Source organism: Pseudomonas sp. 7P_10.2_Bac1, from assembly GCF_025465935.1.
In the GTDB taxonomy this organism is placed as follows: domain Bacteria; phylum Pseudomonadota; class Gammaproteobacteria; order Pseudomonadales; family Pseudomonadaceae; genus Aquipseudomonas.
The window spans coordinates 102,593-121,581 of the sequence record NZ_JANLNV010000094.1 but is presented as its reverse complement, the minus strand read 5'-3'; the positions used below and the strand labels follow the sequence as shown (position 1 = coordinate 121,581).

The 18,989-nt window shown below is 58.0% G+C and carries 14 protein-coding genes; 13 read left to right on the top strand and 1 reads right to left on the bottom strand.

Features of this window, described 5'->3' with window-relative positions:
- Positions 1 to 23 precede the first annotated feature (23 nt).
- The 4 genes from NTD86_RS23720 (at position 24) to NTD86_RS23705 (ending at position 4,892) form a co-directional block, all read left to right on the top strand.
- The gene (locus tag NTD86_RS23720; protein WP_262205817.1) at positions 24 to 992 is read left to right on the top strand and encodes a FecR family protein; all 969 of its coding nucleotides are present in this window, start codon (positions 24 to 26) and stop codon (positions 990 to 992) included.
- A gap of 117 nt (positions 993 to 1,109) precedes the next feature.
- Entirely contained in the window at positions 1,110 to 3,707 is a 2,598-nt protein-coding gene (locus NTD86_RS23715; protein WP_262205816.1) for a TonB-dependent receptor, read from the top strand.
- A 113-nt stretch (positions 3,708 to 3,820) separates the two neighbouring features.
- Positions 3,821 to 4,429, top strand: a complete 609-nt coding sequence (locus NTD86_RS23710) for a biliverdin-producing heme oxygenase (RefSeq protein ID WP_262205815.1) — start codon at positions 3,821 to 3,823, stop codon at positions 4,427 to 4,429.
- A 58-nt stretch (positions 4,430 to 4,487) separates the two neighbouring features.
- A complete protein-coding gene (locus tag NTD86_RS23705) occupies positions 4,488 to 4,892 on the top strand; it encodes a YbaN family protein (RefSeq protein ID WP_262205913.1) in 405 nt (134 codons plus the stop codon).
- Between the two features lie 153 nt (positions 4,893 to 5,045).
- On the opposite strand, the gene arcD (NTD86_RS23700) is transcribed toward NTD86_RS23705, so the two are convergent.
- Positions 5,046 to 6,473 (bottom strand): arginine-ornithine antiporter, encoded by a 1,428-nt coding sequence (gene arcD, locus NTD86_RS23700; protein ID WP_262205814.1) that lies wholly within the window; start codon positions 6,471 to 6,473, stop codon positions 5,046 to 5,048.
- Between the two features lie 451 nt (positions 6,474 to 6,924).
- Between arcD (NTD86_RS23700) and arcD (NTD86_RS23695) the strand changes: the two genes are divergently transcribed.
- From arcD (NTD86_RS23695) to NTD86_RS23655, 9 genes are all read left to right on the top strand, one after another.
- On the top strand, positions 6,925 to 8,352 hold the full coding sequence (gene arcD, locus NTD86_RS23695) for an arginine-ornithine antiporter (protein WP_262205813.1): 1,428 nt from the start codon (positions 6,925 to 6,927) through the stop codon (positions 8,350 to 8,352).
- A gap of 33 nt (positions 8,353 to 8,385) precedes the next feature.
- Positions 8,386 to 9,642, top strand: coding sequence for an arginine deiminase (arcA, locus tag NTD86_RS23690; protein WP_262205812.1), 1,257 nt, complete (start codon positions 8,386 to 8,388; stop codon positions 9,640 to 9,642).
- 84 nt (positions 9,643 to 9,726) lie between these two features.
- The gene (locus tag NTD86_RS23685; protein ID WP_123749764.1) at positions 9,727 to 10,737 is read left to right on the top strand and encodes an ornithine carbamoyltransferase; all 1,011 of its coding nucleotides are present in this window, start codon (positions 9,727 to 9,729) and stop codon (positions 10,735 to 10,737) included.
- Between the two features lie 119 nt (positions 10,738 to 10,856).
- Positions 10,857 to 11,786 carry a carbamate kinase gene (gene arcC / locus NTD86_RS23680; protein ID WP_262205811.1) on the top strand — a complete coding sequence of 310 codons (930 nt, stop codon included), beginning with the start codon at positions 10,857 to 10,859 and terminating at the stop codon, positions 11,784 to 11,786.
- 55 nt (positions 11,787 to 11,841) lie between these two features.
- On the top strand, positions 11,842 to 12,201 hold the full coding sequence (locus tag NTD86_RS23675; RefSeq protein WP_262205810.1) for a DUF5064 family protein: 360 nt from the start codon (positions 11,842 to 11,844) through the stop codon (positions 12,199 to 12,201).
- Positions 12,202 to 12,361: 160 nt separating this feature from the next.
- On the top strand, positions 12,362 to 13,870 hold the full coding sequence (locus NTD86_RS23670) for a sigma-54-dependent transcriptional regulator (protein ID WP_262205809.1): 1,509 nt from the start codon (positions 12,362 to 12,364) through the stop codon (positions 13,868 to 13,870).
- 362 nt (positions 13,871 to 14,232) lie between these two features.
- Entirely contained in the window at positions 14,233 to 14,616 is a 384-nt protein-coding gene (gene gcvH, locus NTD86_RS23665; RefSeq protein WP_262205808.1) for a glycine cleavage system protein GcvH, read from the top strand.
- 10 nt (positions 14,617 to 14,626) lie between these two features.
- The gene (gcvP, locus tag NTD86_RS23660) at positions 14,627 to 17,485 is read left to right on the top strand and encodes an aminomethyl-transferring glycine dehydrogenase (protein WP_262205807.1); all 2,859 of its coding nucleotides are present in this window, start codon (positions 14,627 to 14,629) and stop codon (positions 17,483 to 17,485) included.
- Between the two features lie 116 nt (positions 17,486 to 17,601).
- Positions 17,602 to 18,978, top strand: a complete 1,377-nt coding sequence (locus tag NTD86_RS23655) for an L-serine ammonia-lyase (protein ID WP_262205806.1) — start codon at positions 17,602 to 17,604, stop codon at positions 18,976 to 18,978.
- Positions 18,979 to 18,989 lie beyond the last annotated feature (11 nt).

Genomic DNA, 18,989 nt, shown 5'->3' with positions numbered 1-18,989 from the left:
GCCGAAACTGCCAAGGAATTTCTGTGACGGACACTCACCAATCAGCTGCGCCCGACCCGACGCACGAGGTGCTGAAAAACAGCGCCATGGATCAGGCACTGGACTGGCTGATTACCCTTGAGTGTGCGAGCGAAGAACAGAAAAACGATTTTAACCTCTGGCTCAATGCTGACCCTGCGCATGCCCAGGCGTTTGCCAAGGCCAACGCTATCTGGAACGGGCAACCGGTGCTGGAAGCCGCACAAACGCTGCAAACCCGCCGTACGCCCAGCCTGTTGCGGCGTATCAGCAGACACTGGAAGCACGTGGCCGCTGCCGCGGTACTGATGCTGACGGTAGGGAGTTACAGCAACGTGCCGTTACGCCTGCAGGCCGATCACCTGACAGTGGTGGGCGAGCGCCAGCGTTTGCAGCTAGAGGACGGTTCCAAAGTACTGCTCAATACCAACTCGGCGTTTTCCAGCAAAGTGGTCAATGCCCACTCCAGCGCCCGTCTGCTAAAAGGCGAAGCGTTTTTCGAAATCCCGGCCAACCTTGAATTTCCAATGACGGTGGATGCCGGCCCGGTGCGCGTCAGCGTGCGTGACACTGCGTTTGCAGTGAGCTACCTCAATGGCGAAGCGCAGGTGCGGGTGCAACGCGGCGATGTTGATTTACGGGTCAATACCATCGGCACACAAATGCGTTTGTCCGCCGGCAACAGCGTCAGCATTGGCCCAAACGGCTTCAGCCGCACCGTACCGCTCAACCCTCAGATCGACCTGGCCTGGGTTGAAGGACGATTGGTGTTTGAAAACTGCCCGATGAGCAAAGTCCTGGATGAAGTGCGTCGCTACTACCCAGGCTGGATCGTCAACAACAATGAAAAGCTGGCGAACGTGGCCGTAACTGGCAACTATCGGCTTGATCAACCACTGGACATCGTGCGTTCGCTGGCACACATCACCTCAAGCCGCCTCTCCGAATACCCGTCGCTGGTCATCCTCAATTAATTCAATCTTTTTTTACTCGATAGCCTAAGGTCATTCGTCTCGTTGTGATCAATGCAACTGATTCGCATTTTGAGTCAGCTTCGCAACTACAAGACTTGTCCCCTCGGAGCGCTATCAATGCCCACTCGATCCAACAGTCGGTCTTCTTCCAGTGTTCGCCCTGGCGGCCTGCAGCAATGCACGTTGTCGTTGTTGACCGTCGCCATGCTTCTGGCTGGCGTACAAGCGGCACCCGTCATGGCCGCCACCGATACGCAGCCAGCCAGCCGCACCGTGGGTAATTACAAGTTTGCAATCGCTCAACAGCCACTCGCGTCTGCCTTGAACGACTTCAGCAGCGTGACCGGATGGCAGGTCGGCCTGCCGGCAGAGCTGGCGCAAGATGTCTCCTCGCCCGGCGTGCGCGGCTCCCTGACCCCGGAAAAAGCACTGGATCGCCTGCTCACCGGCACCAACCTGACCTACCGCAAGTTGAGCAACAACAACATCGTGCTGGAAAAGCGCAGCGCCACTTCCGGCACCCTCGCCTTGCAGCAAGTGACCATCAGCGCCACCCGTAACGAGCAGGACGTCAACGCCGTCCCCAGCACCGTGACCGTGCACGACCGCCAGGACCTGGACCGCGACAACGTCAACACCATCAAGGATCTGGTGCGCTATGAACCCGGCGTCTCAGTGGGCGGCGCCGGTCAGCGCGGCGGCATCACCGGCTACAACATTCGCGGTATCGACGGTGACCGCATCCTGACCCAGATTGATGGCGTGGAAATCCCCGATTCGTTCTTCAACGGCCCTTACGCCCAGACCCAACGCAACTACGTTGACCCGGAGATCATCAAAAGCGTCGAAATCCTCCGTGGCCCGGCCTCCGTGCTGTACGGCAGCAACGCTATTGGCGGTGCGGTCAGCTACTTCACCCTGGACCCGGATGACATCATCAAGCCCGGCCAGGATGTAGGTGCACGTTTGAAGTCCGGTTACAGCTCCGCGGATCGTAGCTGGCTCAAGTCCGGCACCGTGGCCGGTCGCTCGGGTGATTTCGATGGTTTGCTGCACTTTAGCCAACGCGATGGTCACGACACTGAATCTTACGGCGATCGTGGCGGAAACGGCCTGGCCCGTACCGCGGCCAACCCGGAAGACGTGCGAACCACCAGCGTATTGGCCAAGGCCGGCTGGAACTACAACGATGACGACCGTCTGGCTTTCACTTACGAGAAGTACAAAAGCCATGACGACGTCAATGTGAAGAGCGCTGTCGGCGGGCCTTTCAACAACGGCCAAGCGCTGGGCATGTACCGCTCGCGTACCGGCACCGACACGGTGAGCCGTGAGCGCTTCGGTCTGGTCAACACCATGACGGTCGACAGCTTGGTGGCTGACCACATCAAGACCAGCCTGAACTACCAAATCGCCAAAACCGACGAGACCACGCTGGAAGACTACTTCCCGTTCACTCGCCATGTGATGCGCTCGCGTGACACCACCTACCAAGAGAAGCAGTGGGTGCTCGACGCACAGGCGGACAAGGCATTCAGCATTGGTGAGACCGATCATTTGCTGACCTATGGCGCCACCCTGAAAAACCAGAAAGTCACCAGCTCGCGCAGCGGCTCGGGTGTCTGCCTGGAAGTGGGCAGAGGCTGCACGGCCGTCGGTGCCGACAGCCCGTCTGATTACCTGGTCAAGTCCAGCGACTTCCCGAACCCGACCATCAACACCTACAGCCTGTTCGCCCAGGACCAGATCAGCTGGAACGACTGGACGTTTTCGCCGAGCTTGCGTTACGACTACACCCGCCTGACGCCGCACATTACTCAAGAGTTCCTCAACACGATCCCGGTGGATGAACGCGCCAACGTTAGCGACGAGAGAAAAATCTGGCACCGCGTATCGCCAAAATTCGGCCTGACCTATGCCCTGACCGAGCAATACACCTGGTACGGCCAGTACGCTGAAGGTTTCCGCACACCCACCGCCAAGGCGCTGTACGGCACCTTTGAAAACCTCGCGGCGGGTTATAAAGTGGCGGCCAACCCGAACCTGGAACCGGAAAAAAGCAAAAGCTTCGAAACCGGTCTGCGCGGCAAGTTTGATGCAGGCTCATTCGATCTGGCAGTGTTCTACAACAAATACCGCGACTTCATCAACGAAGATGCCATCACCCCTGGCTATAGCGAAACCACCTTCCAGAGCAACAACATCAAGCACGCCACCATCAAGGGTGCCGAGGTTAAAGGTCAGTTGAACCTGGATGCGTTCGGTGCGCCAAAAGGCCTGTACACACGCGGTTCGGTGGCGTATGCCCACGGCAAAAACGACGACAACGGCGAGCCGATCAACAGCGTGAACCCACTCAAAGCCGTAGTGGGCCTGGGCTACGACCAAGAAACCTACGGTGCTCTGGTCAGCTGGACTCTGGTAAAGCGTAAAGATCAGGTGGACAACACCACTTTCTTCGCACCCGATGGCACCAGCAAACAATTCAAGTCGCCTGGCTACGGCGTGATCGACCTGACCGGTTTCTACAAAGTCACCAAGGACGTCACCGTCAACGCTGGCCTGTACAACCTGACCGACAAGAAATACTGGAACTGGGATGACGTGCGCGGTTACGACAGCGTGGGCGAAGCCGGCGTACTCAACCCTGCCAACATGGACCGCCTGACTGCCCCTGGCCGCAACTTCTCGGTCAACCTGGTCTGGGACATCTGATAAGGACACCTCACTACGAAGTCTTTTTTATCTTCGTAGTGAGGAATTTTTACTGTGATGCGTCTTCTTGATCGTCTAGTTACAAAGCGCATCTCATTCTCAAGGATATTTGCATGACCACTCCTGAAACCGCACAGCGTCCAGCCTTGCGTTCTCAACGCCTGAACCAGATCACCAACGAGCCGCATCAAAAGCTCGACGCTCTGGTCAAAGCGCACAAGCCATTCGAAACCCGTGAAAACTTCGCCCGTTTTGTAGTGGCTCAATACCTGTTCCAATCGGAACTGCAATCGCTGTACACCGATGCCGCCTTGAAAGAAATCGTCCCGGACTTGCCTGAACGTTGCCGTGCAGAACAAGCCAAGGCAGACCTGGCTGACCTGCAAACGCCGGTCCCAGCTCCGGTGGCGGGTGCAATCCACGCGCCGAGCAAAGCTGAAGCCTTGGGCTGGATCTTTGTGTCGGAAGGCTCCAAGCTTGGCGCCGCCTTCCTGATCAAGCGTGCAGTTGCGCTGGAACTGAGCGAAACTTTCGGCGCTCGCCACTTGGGCGAACCGGCCGGTGGCCGCGCTGAAGGCTGGAAGAGCTTCGTTAAAACCCTCGACGGCCTGGAACTGAGCGCCGAAGAAGAAGCCGATCTGGACAAAGGCGCCGTTGCCGCCTTTGAACGTTTCACCGTTTTACTGGAACATGCTTACGCTGCTGAGCCAGAACTGGCCTAAGCAGGATCTGCTCGGTCAGCGAGCGCTGACCGAGTATCTTTTTCTGCGCCTTGAGCCTATGACACACCCAACGCAATCCTCATCCAAAATCGCCCGCTTCCTGTTTGGCGTGCTGGCATACGTCAGTCTGGGCATTGGCCTGATCGCTATCGTGATCCCTGGCTTACCCACCACCGAATTCATTTTGCTCGCCGCCTGGGCCGCGACCAAAAGCTCCCCGCGCCTGAGTGCCTGGCTCGAAAACCACCGGTTGTTCGGGCCCATTTTGTTTAACTGGCGCAATGGCAAAATCATCCAGCGCAAAGCCAAAGTCAGCGCCACCATCAGCATGCTGCTATGTGCAGGGTTGATGCTGTATGTGCTGGATCACGACTGGCCGGTGTTCCTGGCCATTGCCGGCATGAGCATGGGCAACCTGTGGATCTGGTCACGCCCAGAACGCTTGCCGATGGCGAGCGAGTGACGGCCTACCCGCCTTCGACACCCTGCTGCCGCGCAGCCAACAGTTATCTTCAGCATCCCCCAATCGGTTCCCTCTCCTTCGGGAGAGGGGCTTTTCAGATCAAAAACCAGATCAAGATCAAAAGATCGCGAGGCAAGCTCGCTCCTACAGGTTCTAGAGTGTCAGCGCCCCGCTGTAAAGCCCATACGCCGCTCCCAGCGCGGTAATCACCACCGCGCCGAAGATCAGCGGCTCAATGCCCTTGAACAACACTTCACCCTGCTCGCGCTTGGCCTTGGCGAACAAGAAAATCCCCGGTGCATACAGCAACGCTGACAACAGCAGATACTTGGGACCCGCGGCATACAACAGCCACATCGCGTAGATCAGCGCGATGGCACCAATAAGAAGATCCTTGACCCGGCTGCGGCTGGCCTGTGAGTAGGTGTCGCCACGCACACACAACAACACCGCATACGCCGCCGACCAGAAGTACGGCACCAGGATCATCGACGAAGCCAGGTAAATCAGCGTGGTGTAGGTGCCCGACGACACCAGAGTGATCACCAGGAACAGTTGAATCATCACGTTGGTCAGCCATAGGGCATTGACCGGCACGTGGTTGGCGTTTTCCTTTTTAAGGAACGCCGGCATGGTTTTGTCCCGAGAAGTCGCAAACAGGATCTCGGCGCACAACAACGCCCACGACAGCAACGCGCCCAGTAATGAAACCGCCAGGCCGATACTGATCAGAATCGCCCCCCAATCCCCAACCACATGCTTGAGCACCCCAGCCATGGACGGGTTTTGCAATTGCGCCAGTTCGGGCTGGGTCATGATGCCCATCGACAACACGTTCACCAGCACCAGCAACGCCAAAACCCCCAAGAACCCGATGACAGTGGCCTTGCCCACGTCCGAGCGTTTTTCTGCGCGCCCCGAGTACACACTCGCACCCTCGATGCCAATGAACACGAACACCGTGACCAGCATCATGTTGCGCACCTGATCCATGACACTGCCCACGCTGGGCATTTCAGTGCCCCACAGATCGCGAGTAAAGATGTCGGCTTTAAACGCAACGGCAGCCAGCACGATAAACATCACGATCGGGACGATTTTCGCGACCGTGGTCAATTGGTTGATGAACGCGGCCTCTTTGATGCCGCGCATCACCAGAAAATGCACGCCCCACAGCAACAGCGAAGCACAACCAATAGCAATCGGTGTGTTGCCTTGGCCAAACGCCGGAACGAAAAAGCCCAATGTGCTGAACAGCAACACGAAGTAACCGACATTGCCCATCCAGGCGCTGATCCAGTAACCCCAGGCAGACGAAAACCCCATATAGTCGCCAAACCCGGCCTTGGCGTAGGCATATACCCCCGAATCCAGCTCAGGCTTGCGGTTGGCCAGGGTCTGGAACACAAAAGCCAGCGCCAACATCCCTACGGCAGTGATTCCCCATCCCATCAATACCGCAGCGCCCGCCGCACGTTCAGCAATATTTTGTGGCAATGAAAAAATACCACCGCCAATCATTGAACCGACCACCAATGCAATCAAGGCATTGAGCCGAAGCTTCTGGGTCTGTTGCGACATCGTCACCTCTTTGTTCCAGTCGGTTAATAAGTGCGACTTATCGGACTACCGGTATTTACAGGTTAAATAAATGCTGAGTCTGTTCGTAAGCAGAGTTAAGCGATAAGCCCACTTTTTTTAACAACGAGACTGTCTATTAAAGACCAAAAAATAATGCACACACGGATGAACTTTTCATTTCACGGGCAGATTAACGAAACATCCAAAGCACATTTGCAAATTCCCAAATAGTGTCTAGCTTCAATCTCCACGATAGATCAGTCAAAGCCGCTGTATTACCTGAAAGCCTTATGGAGCTGGGTTTTCGGCGCGCGTCATAAAAATGCGCATTAGCGACCTCCTCGCTCTACTGACAATGGAATGTAGTCATGACCTGACCTAAGTCAACAGGATAAGCAAACAACAGAATAACCTCGTGGACATCACTTCTCATGGATTGGAGTCGCTCTAAATGTCTGACACTCCTGGAAAACTTCGACTGGGTGCATTGGTTGCGCTGGTAGTCGGTTCAATGATTGGCGGCGGGATCTTTTCTCTGCCACAAAACATGGCCGCAAGTGCCGATGTAGGGGCCATTTTAATAGGCTGGGCAATCACCGCCGTGGGGATGTTGACCCTCGCCTTTGTGTTCCAGACGTTGGCCAACCGAAAACCGGATCTGGACGGCGGTGTTTACGCTTATGCCAAAGCCGGGTTTGGCGACTACATGGGTTTCTCGTCTGCCTGGGGCTACTGGATCAGTGCCTGGCTGGGCAACGTGGGTTACTTCGTATTGCTGTTCAGCACATTGGGCTATTTCTTCCCGGTGTTCGGTGAGGGCAACACGGTTGCGGCCATCATCGGTGCGTCTGTGTTGCTCTGGGCGGTGCATTTTTTGGTGCTGCGCGGCATCAAAGAAGCCGCGTTCATCAACCTGGTGACCACCGTTGCCAAGGTTGTGCCGCTGGTTCTGTTTATTCTGATTGCCCTTTTCGCCTTCAAACTGGACATCTTCACCAGTGACATCTGGGGCCTGAAAAACCCGTCGCTGGGCAGTGTGATGGACCAGGTGCGCAACATGATGCTGGTCACCGTCTGGGTGTTCATCGGTATCGAAGGCGCAAGCATTTTCTCGTCCCGTGCCGAAAAACGTTCTGACGTGGGTCGTGCCACCGTATTGGGCTTTATCACTGTGCTGCTGTTGCTGGTCCTGGTGAACGTCTTGTCGCTGGGCATCATGACTCAGCCGGAACTGGCGAAACTGCAAAACCCGTCGATGGCCGCCGTGCTGGAGCACGTGGTGGGTCACTGGGGTGCGGTGCTGATCAGCGTGGGCTTGATCGTGTCGCTGCTGGGTGCCCTGCTGTCGTGGGTACTGCTGTGTGCCGAGATCATGTTTGCGGCCGCCAAAGACCACACCATGCCGGCCTTCCTCAAGAAGGAAAACGCCAACCATGTACCGGTCAACGCCCTGTGGCTGACCAACGCCATGGTGCAAATCTTCCTGATCATCACCCTGTTCTCGGAAAGCACCTACCTGTCGCTGATCTACCTGGCGACGTCGATGATCTTGATTCCTTACCTGTGGTCGGCGGCCTACGGCCTGCTGTTGGCCGTACGCGGCGAGACGTATCAAAACGCCCTGGCGGAACGCAAGAAAGACCTGGTTATCGGCGCCATCGCCCTGCTCTACGCGGTCTGGCTGCTGTATGCGGGCGGTCTGAAATACCTGCTGCTTTCGGCCCTGTTGTACGCACCTGGCGCCATTCTGTTTGCCAAGGCCAAGCGTGAAAGCGGTCAACAGATTTTCACCCACATCGAGAAAGTCATTTTTGCCGCAGTGGTGATCGGTGCCCTCGTGGCAGCGTATGGCCTCTACGACGGCTTTCTAACCCTGTAACACCCTGTTTATGTACTTTGGAGGATGACTGTAATGACCAAGGAAAAAGTGAAATACGGCGTACATTCCGAAGCCGGTAAGCTGCATAAGGTTATGGTTTGCTCACCCGGTCTGGCACACCAGCGCCTGACCCCCAACAACTGCGATGAGCTGTTGTTCGATGACGTGCTCTGGGTCAACCAGGCCAAGCGTGACCACTTTGATTTCGTCACCAAAATGCGTGAACGCGGGATCGATGTGCTGGAAATGCACAACCTGCTGACCGACATCGTGGCCATCCCGGAGGCCTTCGACTGGATCCTCGATCACAAAGTCACGCCTAATCAGGTGGGCGTCGGCCTGGTCAATGAAGTCAAGGCCTGGCTCAAGAGCCTGGAGCCACGCCACGCCGCCGAGTACCTCATTGGTGGCGTGTCGGCCGACGATCTGCCGAACAGCTTCGGCGGTAAAACCATCCAGATGTTCCGCGATTTCCTGGGTCACACCAGCTTTATCCTGCCGCCCCTGCCGAACACTCAGTTCACCCGTGATACCACCTGCTGGATCTACGGCGGCGTCACGTTGAACCCGATGTACTGGCCGGCCCGTCGTCAGGAAACCTTGCTGACCACCGCCATTTACAAGTTCCACCCCGAATTCACCCACGCAGACTTCAAGGTCTGGTACGGCGACCCGACCATTGACCACGGCAATGCCAGCCTGGAAGGCGGCGACGTCATGCCGATCGGTAAAGGCGTGGTGTTGATCGGTATGGGCGAGCGTTCGTCGCGCCAGGCCATCGGCCAACTGGCACAGAACCTGTTCAAGAACAAAGCGGTTGAGCGCGTGATCGTGGCAGGCCTGCCAAAATCTCGCGCCGCAATGCACCTGGACACCGTGTTCAGCTTCTGCGACCGCGACCTGGTCACTATCTTCCCCGAAGTCGTGAACCAGATCGTTGCCTTCTCGCTGTATCCGGATGAAAGCAAGGCCGGTGGCATCGATGTGCGCCGCGAAGAAGCCAGCTTCCTCGATGTGGTGGCCAAGGCCCTGGGCCTCAAAGCCCTGCGCGTCGTCGAAACCGGCGGCAACAGCTTCGCCGCCGAACGCGAGCAGTGGGACGACGGCAACAACGTAGTGGCTCTGGAGCCAGGCGTGGTCATCGGCTACGACCGCAACACCTACACCAACACCCTGCTGCGCAAGGCCGGTGTAGAAGTGATCACCATCAGCGCCTCTGAACTGGGACGCGGCCGTGGCGGCGGCCACTGCATGACCTGCCCGATCGTGCGCGATCCAATCGACTACTAAGTCACCCGACTACCCCTTTGATTGCTTGCGCTGACCCCACAAGGGGCGGCGCAAGCCGGTTAACCAGAAACCCAGGAGATCCCCATGGCGTTTAACATGAAAAACCGCAGCTTGCTGAGCCTCGTGCACCACACTCCACGTGAGCTGCACTTCTTGCTGGATCTGTCTCGTGATCTCAAGCGCGCCAAGTACACCGGTACTGAAGAGCCGCACTTGAAAGGCAAGAACATCGCGCTGATCTTCGAAAAAACCTCGACCCGTACCCGTTGCGCGTTTGAAGTGGCTGCCCACGATCAGGGCGCGCACGTGACCTACATCGACCCGGTGTCTTCGCAAATCGGTCACAAAGAAAGCATGAAAGACACCGCCCGCGTTCTGGGCCGTATGTTCGACGCCATCGAATACCGTGGCTTTGAGCAAGTGGTCGTGGAAGAACTAGCCAAGTACGCTGGCGTACCGGTGTTCAACGGCCTGACCGCTGAGTTCCACCCGACGCAAATGATCGCTGACGTGCTGACCATGCGCGAACACAGCGACAAGCCGCTGCACAACATCAGCTACGCCTACCTGGGCGATGCACGCAACAACATGGGCAACTCGCTGCTGCTCATTGGCGCAAAACTGGGCATGGACGTGCGCATCGCCGCACCAAAAAGCCTGTGGCCAGAAGAAGCGTTCGTTAAACAATGCCAGGAATTCGCCAAGGAAAGCGGCGCCAAAATCACCCTGACCGAAGACCCGAAAGCTGCGGTCAAAGGCGTGGATTTCATCCACACCGACGTTTGGGTATCGATGGGCGAGCCGGTTGAAACCTGGAACGAACGCATCAAGCTGCTGCTGCCTTACCAGGTCAACACGGACATCATCAAGGCCGCCGAAAACCCGCGCGTGAAGTTCATGCACTGCCTGCCGGCATTCCACAACAGCGAAACCAAAGTCGGCAAGGACGTCGCGGAGCATCACCCGAACCTGAAAAACGGTATTGAAGTGACCGAGGAAGTGTTTGAGTCGCCGGTCAACATTGCCTTTGAGCAGGCCGAAAACCGCATGCACACCATCAAGGCCATTCTGGTGGCGGCACTGGCTGATATCTAAGCCATAGCGCCCATTCTGCAGGAGCGAGCTTGCCTCGCGATCTTTCAAATGATCAAAAGATCGCGTGTCAGGCTCGCGCCTACGGCTCCGGACTTCCCAGCTTAATAAGGACATTTTCTATGCGTATCGTCGTTGCACTGGGCGGTAACGCCCTTCTTCGTCGCGGCCAGCCCATGACCGCTGACAACCAACGAGAAAACATCCGCACCGCCACCGCCCAAATCGCCCGTGTTGCCCCCGGCAACGAGCTGGTCGTAGCTCACGGTAACGGCCCGCAAGTAGGTCTGCTGTCGCTGCAAGCCGCCGCCTACACAGACGTCGCGCCCTACCCGCTGGACGTGCTCGGGGCCGAAACCGAGGGCATGATCGGTTACATGATCGAGCAAGAACTGGGCAACCTGCTGCCCAAGGACGTGCCTTTCGCCACTTTGCTGACCCAGGTGGAAGTCGACCCCAAAGATCCGGCCTTCAAGAACCCGACCAAACCGATTGGCCCGGTATACAGCGAAGCCGACGCCAAGCGCCTAGCTGCTGAAAAAGGCTGGGACATTGCCCCGGACGGCGACAAATTCCGCCGCGTGGTGCCTAGCCCCAAGCCCAAACATATCTTTGAAATCCGCCCGATCAAATGGCTGCTGGAAAAAGGCACCGTGGTGATCTGCGCGGGTGGTGGCGGCATTCCCACCATGTACGGCGAAGACGGCAACCTCAAGGGCATCGAAGCGGTCATCGACAAAGACCTCGCTTCTTCGCTGCTGGCGCAACAGCTCAACAGTGACGTGCTGGTGATTGCCACAGACGTTAACGCGGCTTTCATCAACTGGGGCAAGCCAGACCAGAAAGGCATTGCTCACGCCCACCCGGATGAGCTGGAAAAACTCGGTTTCGCTGCAGGCTCCATGGGCCCGAAAGTCGAAGCCGCCTGCGAGTTTGCACGTAAAACCGGCAAGACGGCCGTGATCGGCGCACTGGCAGATATTGAAGCAATCGTTCAAGGTAAGGCAGGGACTCGAGTGAGCACCGAGAAACCCGGTATTACCTACTTTTGAACCCGGGGGCAGACCGTGAGGTCTGCCCTTGACCTACAGCCTCAAGGAGTAGCCTATGGCCTCGTTCGAACCCGGTCACCTGCATATCCATCGTGAACCGCTGCAGCCTGGCGACTTTGGGTATGACATCAAAATCGATTACCAGGTCGTTCAAGATCCCAAGGAAGGCAGGTCGATGCAGTTCGACATGCACGGCCAGATCAACAAAAAGGATTTTAAAGACACCTTCACATTGCCCAAGGACATGGCGTTCGACTTCGCCCGCGTGGCCTTCAAGATCGCAGTGAAAAACGGGATTCCGAGCAATGCGAACATCCTGTCGATGCACAAATACTACGACTTGATGTTCAAGGACGTGCGAGAGCAACTCAACGTCAAACCGGGCGACCCGGTAAAACCCGAGCACCTGGAATAACTCCATCCCCTGTGGGAGCGAGCTTGTCTCGCGATCGTTTAAACGATCAAAAGATCGCGAGACAAGCTCGCTCCTTCAGAGCCGATGTGCGGCTCAAATTTCACCTATCCTCCCTGCCAAGGCATACTGGCCATCCCCTGGCTTAAGTTTTCTCGTTCCCATGCGTATCCATGTCAGTTTTATCGACCGTGTCGGCATTACCCAGGAAGTACTGGCATTGCTGGGCGGGCGTAATCTCAACCTGGATGCGGTGGAGATGGTTCCACCCAACGTTTACATCGACGCGCCGACCCTCAGCCCACAAGTGCTCGACGAGCTGCGCGAGGCGCTGTTTCGAGTCAACGGTGTGCAGTCGGTACGGGTGGTCGATATCCTGCCCGGCCAGCGTCGCCACCTGCAGCTCGACGCCCTGCTCGCGGCCATGACCGACCCGGTCCTGGCACTGGACAGTGCCGGTCATGTGCTGCTGGCCAACCCGGCGCTGGTCACGCTATACGGTCGCGACCCGACCGGCGAAAGCATCGGCGAGTTGTTCAGCGATCCCGGCCTGCTTGATGTGCTGCTGGAAAACGGCTTTCGCCTGCCACTGCGTGAGGTGACGCTCAACGGGCAACCGCTGATGCTGGACGCCACGCCCATCACCGATGCCGGCGCCTTGCTCACCTTGTACCAGCCAAGCCGTATAGGCGAGCGTCTGGCCGCGCTGCATCACGACCACGCAGAGGGTTTTGACGCGCTACTTGGCGATTCTCCGGCGATCCGCACCTTGAAAGCCCGTGCCCAGCGCGTTGCCGCATTGGATGCACCGCTGCTGATTCAGGGGGAGACCGGCACCGGCAAAGAACTGGTGGCCCGTGCCTGCCATGCAATCAGCGCTCGTTTTGCGGCACCGTTTTTAGCCTTGAACTGCGCGGCGTTGCCAGAGAATCTGGCCGAAAGCGAACTGTTCGGCTATGCCCCCGGCGCCTTCACTGGCGCTCAGCGTGGCGGCAAACCGGGGCTGATGGAGTTGGCCAACCATGGCACGGTGTTTCTGGATGAAATCGCCGAAATGTCACCCTACCTGCAAGCCAAGCTGCTGCGTTTTTTAAATGACGGCAGCTTCCGCCGCGTGGGCGGTGAGCGGGAGGTCAAGGTCAATGTGCGTATCCTCAGCGCGACCCATCGCAATCTGGAAAAAATGGTCAACGAAGGGACGTTTCGCGAAGACCTGTTCTATCGCCTGAACGTGCTCAATCTAGAAGTGCCGCCGCTACGCGAACGCGGCCAGGATATTTTGCTGCTGGCGCGCGCCTTCATGCAGCAGGCCTGTACGCAGATCCAGCGCCCAGTTTGCCGTCTGGCGCCGGGCACCTACCCGGCGCTGTTGGGCAACCGCTGGCCGGGTAACGTGCGGCAATTGCAGAACGTGATCTTCCGCGCGGCGGCCATCTGCGAAAGTACGCTGGTGGATATCGGCGACCTGGACATCGCCGGTACGTCGGTTGCGCGGCAAAGTGATGGCGAGATAGAAACCCTGGAACAGGCGGTCGAGACCTTCGAGAAAGCGCTGCTGGAAAAGCTCTACGTCAGCTACCCCTCGACCCGCCAATTGGCCAGCCGCCTGCAAACCTCGCACACCGCAATTGCGCACCGGCTGCGCAAATACGGCATCCCCGGCAAAAATTAATCCATCGTAGGAGCGAGCTTGCCTCGCGATCTTTTGATCTTTTAAAAGATCGCGAGGCAAGTTGGCTCCTACAAAGCCACATTATCCGTATTGAATTCATTCCAGTGTAACGATTTCAATACAGTCACGCCAATCCTCAGTTCTCCAAGGCTTTGATCCTCTTGGATTTTTTAATTGCGCCAGCGCTGTAGCGATTTCGCTACAGAGCTGGCATACGGCTCCTGCAAAAAATCACTTAAATCATTGATAAATATAGTTTTTTATAAACTGGCAACCATCTTGCAATGCTCCCTGTAATCAGCTCGCCCCGCACGAGCATTACACCTGTGACCACCAGACATGTCTGGCCCTGAGGAGTTTCGATGAGCGAATTGCGTTTTACTGAAGACCACGAATGGCTACGCGCTGAAGCCGATGGCAGCGTGACCGTGGGCATTACTGCTTTTGCGCAAAACGCTTTGGGCGATGTGGTGTTCGTTCAGTTACCAGAATTACAGGCTTACGAAAAAGGCGCAGAAGCCGCCACTGTCGAGTCGGTCAAGGCCGCGAGCGGTGTGTACATGCCACTGGACGGTGAAGTCCTCGAGCTGAACGCTAAACTCCAGGACAGTCCAGAACTGGTCAACGAAGATCCGTTGGGTGAAGGCTGGTTTTTCCGCTTCAAACCCGCTGATCACGAGGCTGTCGGCAAGTTGCTGACTCAAGACGCCTACGACCGTTTGATCAAAGCACAAGACGACAACTGAGGAGCCGGCCATGACGATCAATCTCAGCACCGCCAATGAATTCATCGCGCGCCATATCGGCCCGCGCCAGGCCGACGAACAAGCGATGCTCACCACCCTGGGCTTTGACTCGCTGCAAGCGCTCAGCGCCAGCGTCATCCCGGAAGGCATCAAGGGCACCAGCGTTCTGAACCTGCCAGCCGGCCAAAGCGAAGCCGACGCCCTGGCCTCGATCAAAGCCATCGCAGCGAAAAACCAGCTGCACAAAACCTACATTGGCCAAGGCTATTACAACTGTCACACGCCTTCGCCGATCTTGCGCAACCTGCTGGAAAACCCAGCCTGGTACACCGCATACACGCCGTATCAACCTGAAATTTCCCAGGGTCGCCTGGAAGCGTTGCTGAACTTCCAGACGCTGATCAGCGACCTCACCGGCCTGCCGATTGCCAACGCCTCGCTGCTTGACGAAGCCACGGCGGCTGCCGAAGCCATGACCTTCTGCAAACGCCTGAGCAAGAACAAATCCAGCAACCGCTTCTTTGCCTCCCGCCACTGCCACCCGCAAACCCTCGACGTGCTGCGTACCCGTGCCGAGCCGCTGGGCATTGAAGTGGTGGTCGGTGATGAGCGTGAAGTGAGCGACGTCTCGGCCTTCTTCGGCGCCTTGCTGCAATACCCTGCGAGCAACGGTGATGTGTTCGACTATCGCGATCTGGTCGAGCGCTTCCATACGGCTAATGCGCTGGTCGCTGTGGCCGCCGACTTGCTGGCGCTTACCCTGCTGACCCCGCCAGGCGAGTTTGGCGCCGATGTGGCCATCGGCAGCGCCCAGCGCTTTGGCGTGCCACTGGGTTTCGGTGGCCCGCATGCCGCGTACTTCTCGACCCGCGACGCGTTCAAGCGCGACATGCCGGGGCGTCTGGTCGGCATGTCGGTGGATCGTCACGGTAAACCCGCGCTGCGCCTGGCGATGCAAACCCGCGAGCAACATATCCGCCGCGAGAAGGCCACCAGTAACATCTGTACCGCCCAAGTATTGCTCGCCAACATTGCCAGCATGTACGCCGTGTATCACGGCCCTAAAGGCCTTACCCAGATCGCTCAGCGTATTCATCAATTGACCGCGATTCTGGCTCACGGCCTGAACGCATTGGGGCTGAACGTTGAGCAACACGCGTTTTTCGATACCTTGACCCTGCACACTGGCAGCCGCACGAGTGCCCTGCATGCCAAGGCCAAGGCCCGTCACATCAATCTGCGCGTGGTCGATGAGCAACGCCTGGGGCTGTCGCTGGACGAAACCAGCAGCCAGTCCGATGTGCAGGCGCTATGGGACCTGCTCGCCGTTGATGGCCAGACACTGCCAGACTTCGACACGCTGGCCAGCACCGTCAAAGGCACTCTACCTGCGGCCTTGCAGCGCCAGTCGTCTATTCTGAGCCACCCGGTGTTCAACCGTTATCACTCCGAAACCGAGCTGATGCGTTATCTGCGTCGCCTGGCGGACAAAGACCTGGCGCTGGACCGCACCATGATCCCGCTGGGTTCGTGCACCATGAAGCTCAACGCTGCCAGCGAAATGATCCCGGTGACCTGGGCCGAGTTCGGCAACCTGCATCCCTTTGCCCCCGCCGAGCAAAGCCAGGGTTACCAGCAACTGACCCGTGAACTGGAAACCATGCTCTGCGAGGCCACCGGTTACGACGCTGTCTCACTGCAGCCCAACGCCGGTTCGCAAGGCGAATACGCCGGTTTGCTGGCCATTCGTGCCTATCACCAGAGCCGTGGCGAAGAGCGCCGTGACATCTGCCTGATCCCGTCTTCTGCCCACGGCACCAACCCGGCAACCGCTCACATGGCGGGGATGCGCGTGGTGGTGACCGCCTGCGATGCTCGCGGCAACGTCGACATTGAAGACCTGCGCGCCAAGGCCATCGAGCACCGCGACAACCTCGCAGCCCTGATGATCACCTACCCATCGACCCACGGCGTGTTCGAGGAAGGCATCCGCGAAATCTGCGGCATCATTCATGACAACGGCGGCCAGGTGTATATCGACGGCGCCAACATGAACGCAATGGTGGGCCTGTGCGCACCGGGCAAGTTTGGCGGCGATGTATCGCACCTCAACCTGCATAAGACCTTCTGCATTCCGCACGGCGGTGGCGGCCCGGGCGTTGGCCCGATTGGCGTGAAGTCGCACCTGATCCCGTTCCTGCCGGGCCACAGCGCTCTGGAGCGCAAGGAAGGCGCGGTGTGCGCGGCCCCGTTTGGCAGCGCGAGCATTCTGCCGATCACCTGGATGTACATCCGCATGATGGGCGGCGAAGGCCTCAAGCGCGCCTCGCAACTGGCCATTCTGAACGCCAACTACATTGCCCGCCGTCTCGAAGAGCATTACCCGATCCTGTACTCGGGCACCCACGGCCTGGTGGCCCACGAATGCATCCTGGACCTGCGCCCACTCAAGGACAGCAGCGGCATCAGCGTTGATGACGTGGCCAAGCGCCTGATCGACTTTGGTTTCCATGCCCCGACCATGTCGTTCCCGGTGGCGGGCACGCTGATGATCGAGCCGACCGAAAGTGAATCCAAGCAAGAGCTGGACCGCTTCTGCGACGCCATGATCCGCATCCGCGAAGAGATTCGTGCGGTCGAAAACGGCAGCCTCGACAAAGAAGACAACCCGCTGAAAAACGCTCCCCACACCGCAGCGGAGATCGTGGGCGAGTGGACGCACCCGTATAGCCGTGAACAAGCCGTGTACCCGGTCGCGTCCTTGATCGAAGGCAAATACTGGCCACCGGTGGGTCGCGTCGACAACGTCTTCGGCGACCGCAACCTGGTCTGCGCGTGCCCGTCGATCGAGAGCTATCAGGAGGCTTGATCCCCATCTCTAGGAGCGCTTGCCTCGCGATCTTTTGATTTTTTCAAAGATCGCGGGACGAGCTCGCGCCTACACGTATTGCTTGCCAATTCATCAATAAGAAACCGGAGAACCCTATGTCGTTAAGCGTGTTCGACCTGTTCAAGATTGGCATTGGTCCTTCCAGTTCCCACACTGTTGGCCCCATGCGGGCGGCCTCTCGTTTTGTCGAGGGCTTGGCTCGCGATGAACTGTTGCTCGACACAGCCTGCGTGAAAGTCGAGCTGTATGGCTCGCTGGGCGCCACCGGCAAAGGTCACGGCAGCGACAAAGCCGTGTTACTCGGGCTTGAAGGCGAACACCCAGACACCGTCGACACTGACACCGTGGCTGAACGCCTGGCGATGATTCGCAGCAGCGGGCGCTTGAACCTGTTGGGCGAACACTCCATCGAATTCAACGAAAAATTGCACTTGGCAATGATTCGCAAACCCCTGCCTTTTCACCCCAATGGCATGGTTTTCCGTGCCCTGGATGCCGCCGGCATTCAGATCCGCAGCCGCGAGTATTACTCGGTCGGCGGCGGTTTTGTGGTGGATGAAGGCGCTGCCGGTGCCGATCGCATCGTCGAAGACAGCACGCCCTTGAAGTACCCGTTCAAAACAGCCAAGGAGCTGCTGGGCCATTGCATCACCCACAACCTGTCGATCAGCCAAGTGATGCTGGCCAATGAAAGTGCCTGGCGCCCCGAAGCCGAAACCCGTATTGGCCTGCTGAACATCTGGCAAGTGATGCAGGACTGCGTGAGCGCGGGCTGTCGCAATGAAGGCGTTTTGCCCGGCGGCCTGAAGGTAAAACGCCGTGCTGCGGCTTTACACCGCCAGTTATGCACCCACCCCGAGGCGGCCCTGCGCGATGCGCTGTCTGTGCTCGACTGGGTCAACCTTTATGCACTGGCCGTGAATGAAGAAAACGCCAATGGCGGGCGCGTGGTCACCGCACCCACCAACGGCGCGGCCGGGATTATTCCGGCAGTGTTGCATTACTACATGCGCTTTATCGGCGGCGCCAATGAAGACGGCGTGGTGCGGTTTCTGCTGACGGCCGCCGCCATCGGCATCTTATACAAGGAAAACGCCTCGATCTCGGGCGCCGAAGTCGGCTGCCAGGGCGAGGTCGGCGTGGCCTGTTCCATGGCTGCTGGCGCGTTGTGTGAAGTCTTGGGCGGCAGCGTGCAACAAGTCGAAAACGCCGCCGAAATCGGTATGGAACACAACCTGGGGCTGACCTGCGACCCGATTGGCGGGCTGGTACAAGTGCCGTGTATCGAGCGCAATGCCATGGGCTCGGTCAAGGCGATCAACGCCGTGCGCATGGCCCTGCGCGGCGATGGCCAGCACTTCGTGTCGCTCGACAAGGTGATCCGCACCATGCGCCAGACCGGCGCCGACATGAAAAGCAAATACAAAGAGACCGCCCGCGGCGGTCTGGCTGTCAACATTATTGAGTGCTGATTTTCAAGGAG

Coding starts and splice junctions, on each gene's coding strand:
- NTD86_RS23715 (WP_262205816.1), top strand. CDS start 1,110: ATGCCCACTCGATCCAACAGTCGGTCTTCTTCCAGTGTTCGCCCTGGC.
- NTD86_RS23710 (WP_262205815.1), top strand. CDS start 3,821: ATGACCACTCCTGAAACCGCACAGCGTCCAGCCTTGCGTTCTCAACGC.
- NTD86_RS23705 (WP_262205913.1), top strand. CDS start 4,488: ATGACACACCCAACGCAATCCTCATCCAAAATCGCCCGCTTCCTGTTT.
- arcD (WP_262205814.1), bottom strand. CDS start 6,473: ATGTCGCAACAGACCCAGAAGCTTCGGCTCAATGCCTTGATTGCATTG.
- arcD (WP_262205813.1), top strand. CDS start 6,925: ATGTCTGACACTCCTGGAAAACTTCGACTGGGTGCATTGGTTGCGCTG.
- arcA (WP_262205812.1), top strand. CDS start 8,386: ATGACCAAGGAAAAAGTGAAATACGGCGTACATTCCGAAGCCGGTAAG.
- NTD86_RS23685 (WP_123749764.1), top strand. CDS start 9,727: ATGGCGTTTAACATGAAAAACCGCAGCTTGCTGAGCCTCGTGCACCAC.
- arcC (WP_262205811.1), top strand. CDS start 10,857: ATGCGTATCGTCGTTGCACTGGGCGGTAACGCCCTTCTTCGTCGCGGC.
- NTD86_RS23675 (WP_262205810.1), top strand. CDS start 11,842: ATGGCCTCGTTCGAACCCGGTCACCTGCATATCCATCGTGAACCGCTG.
- NTD86_RS23670 (WP_262205809.1), top strand. CDS start 12,362: ATGCGTATCCATGTCAGTTTTATCGACCGTGTCGGCATTACCCAGGAA.
- gcvH (WP_262205808.1), top strand. CDS start 14,233: ATGAGCGAATTGCGTTTTACTGAAGACCACGAATGGCTACGCGCTGAA.
- gcvP (WP_262205807.1), top strand. CDS start 14,627: ATGACGATCAATCTCAGCACCGCCAATGAATTCATCGCGCGCCATATC.
- NTD86_RS23655 (WP_262205806.1), top strand. CDS start 17,602: ATGTCGTTAAGCGTGTTCGACCTGTTCAAGATTGGCATTGGTCCTTCC.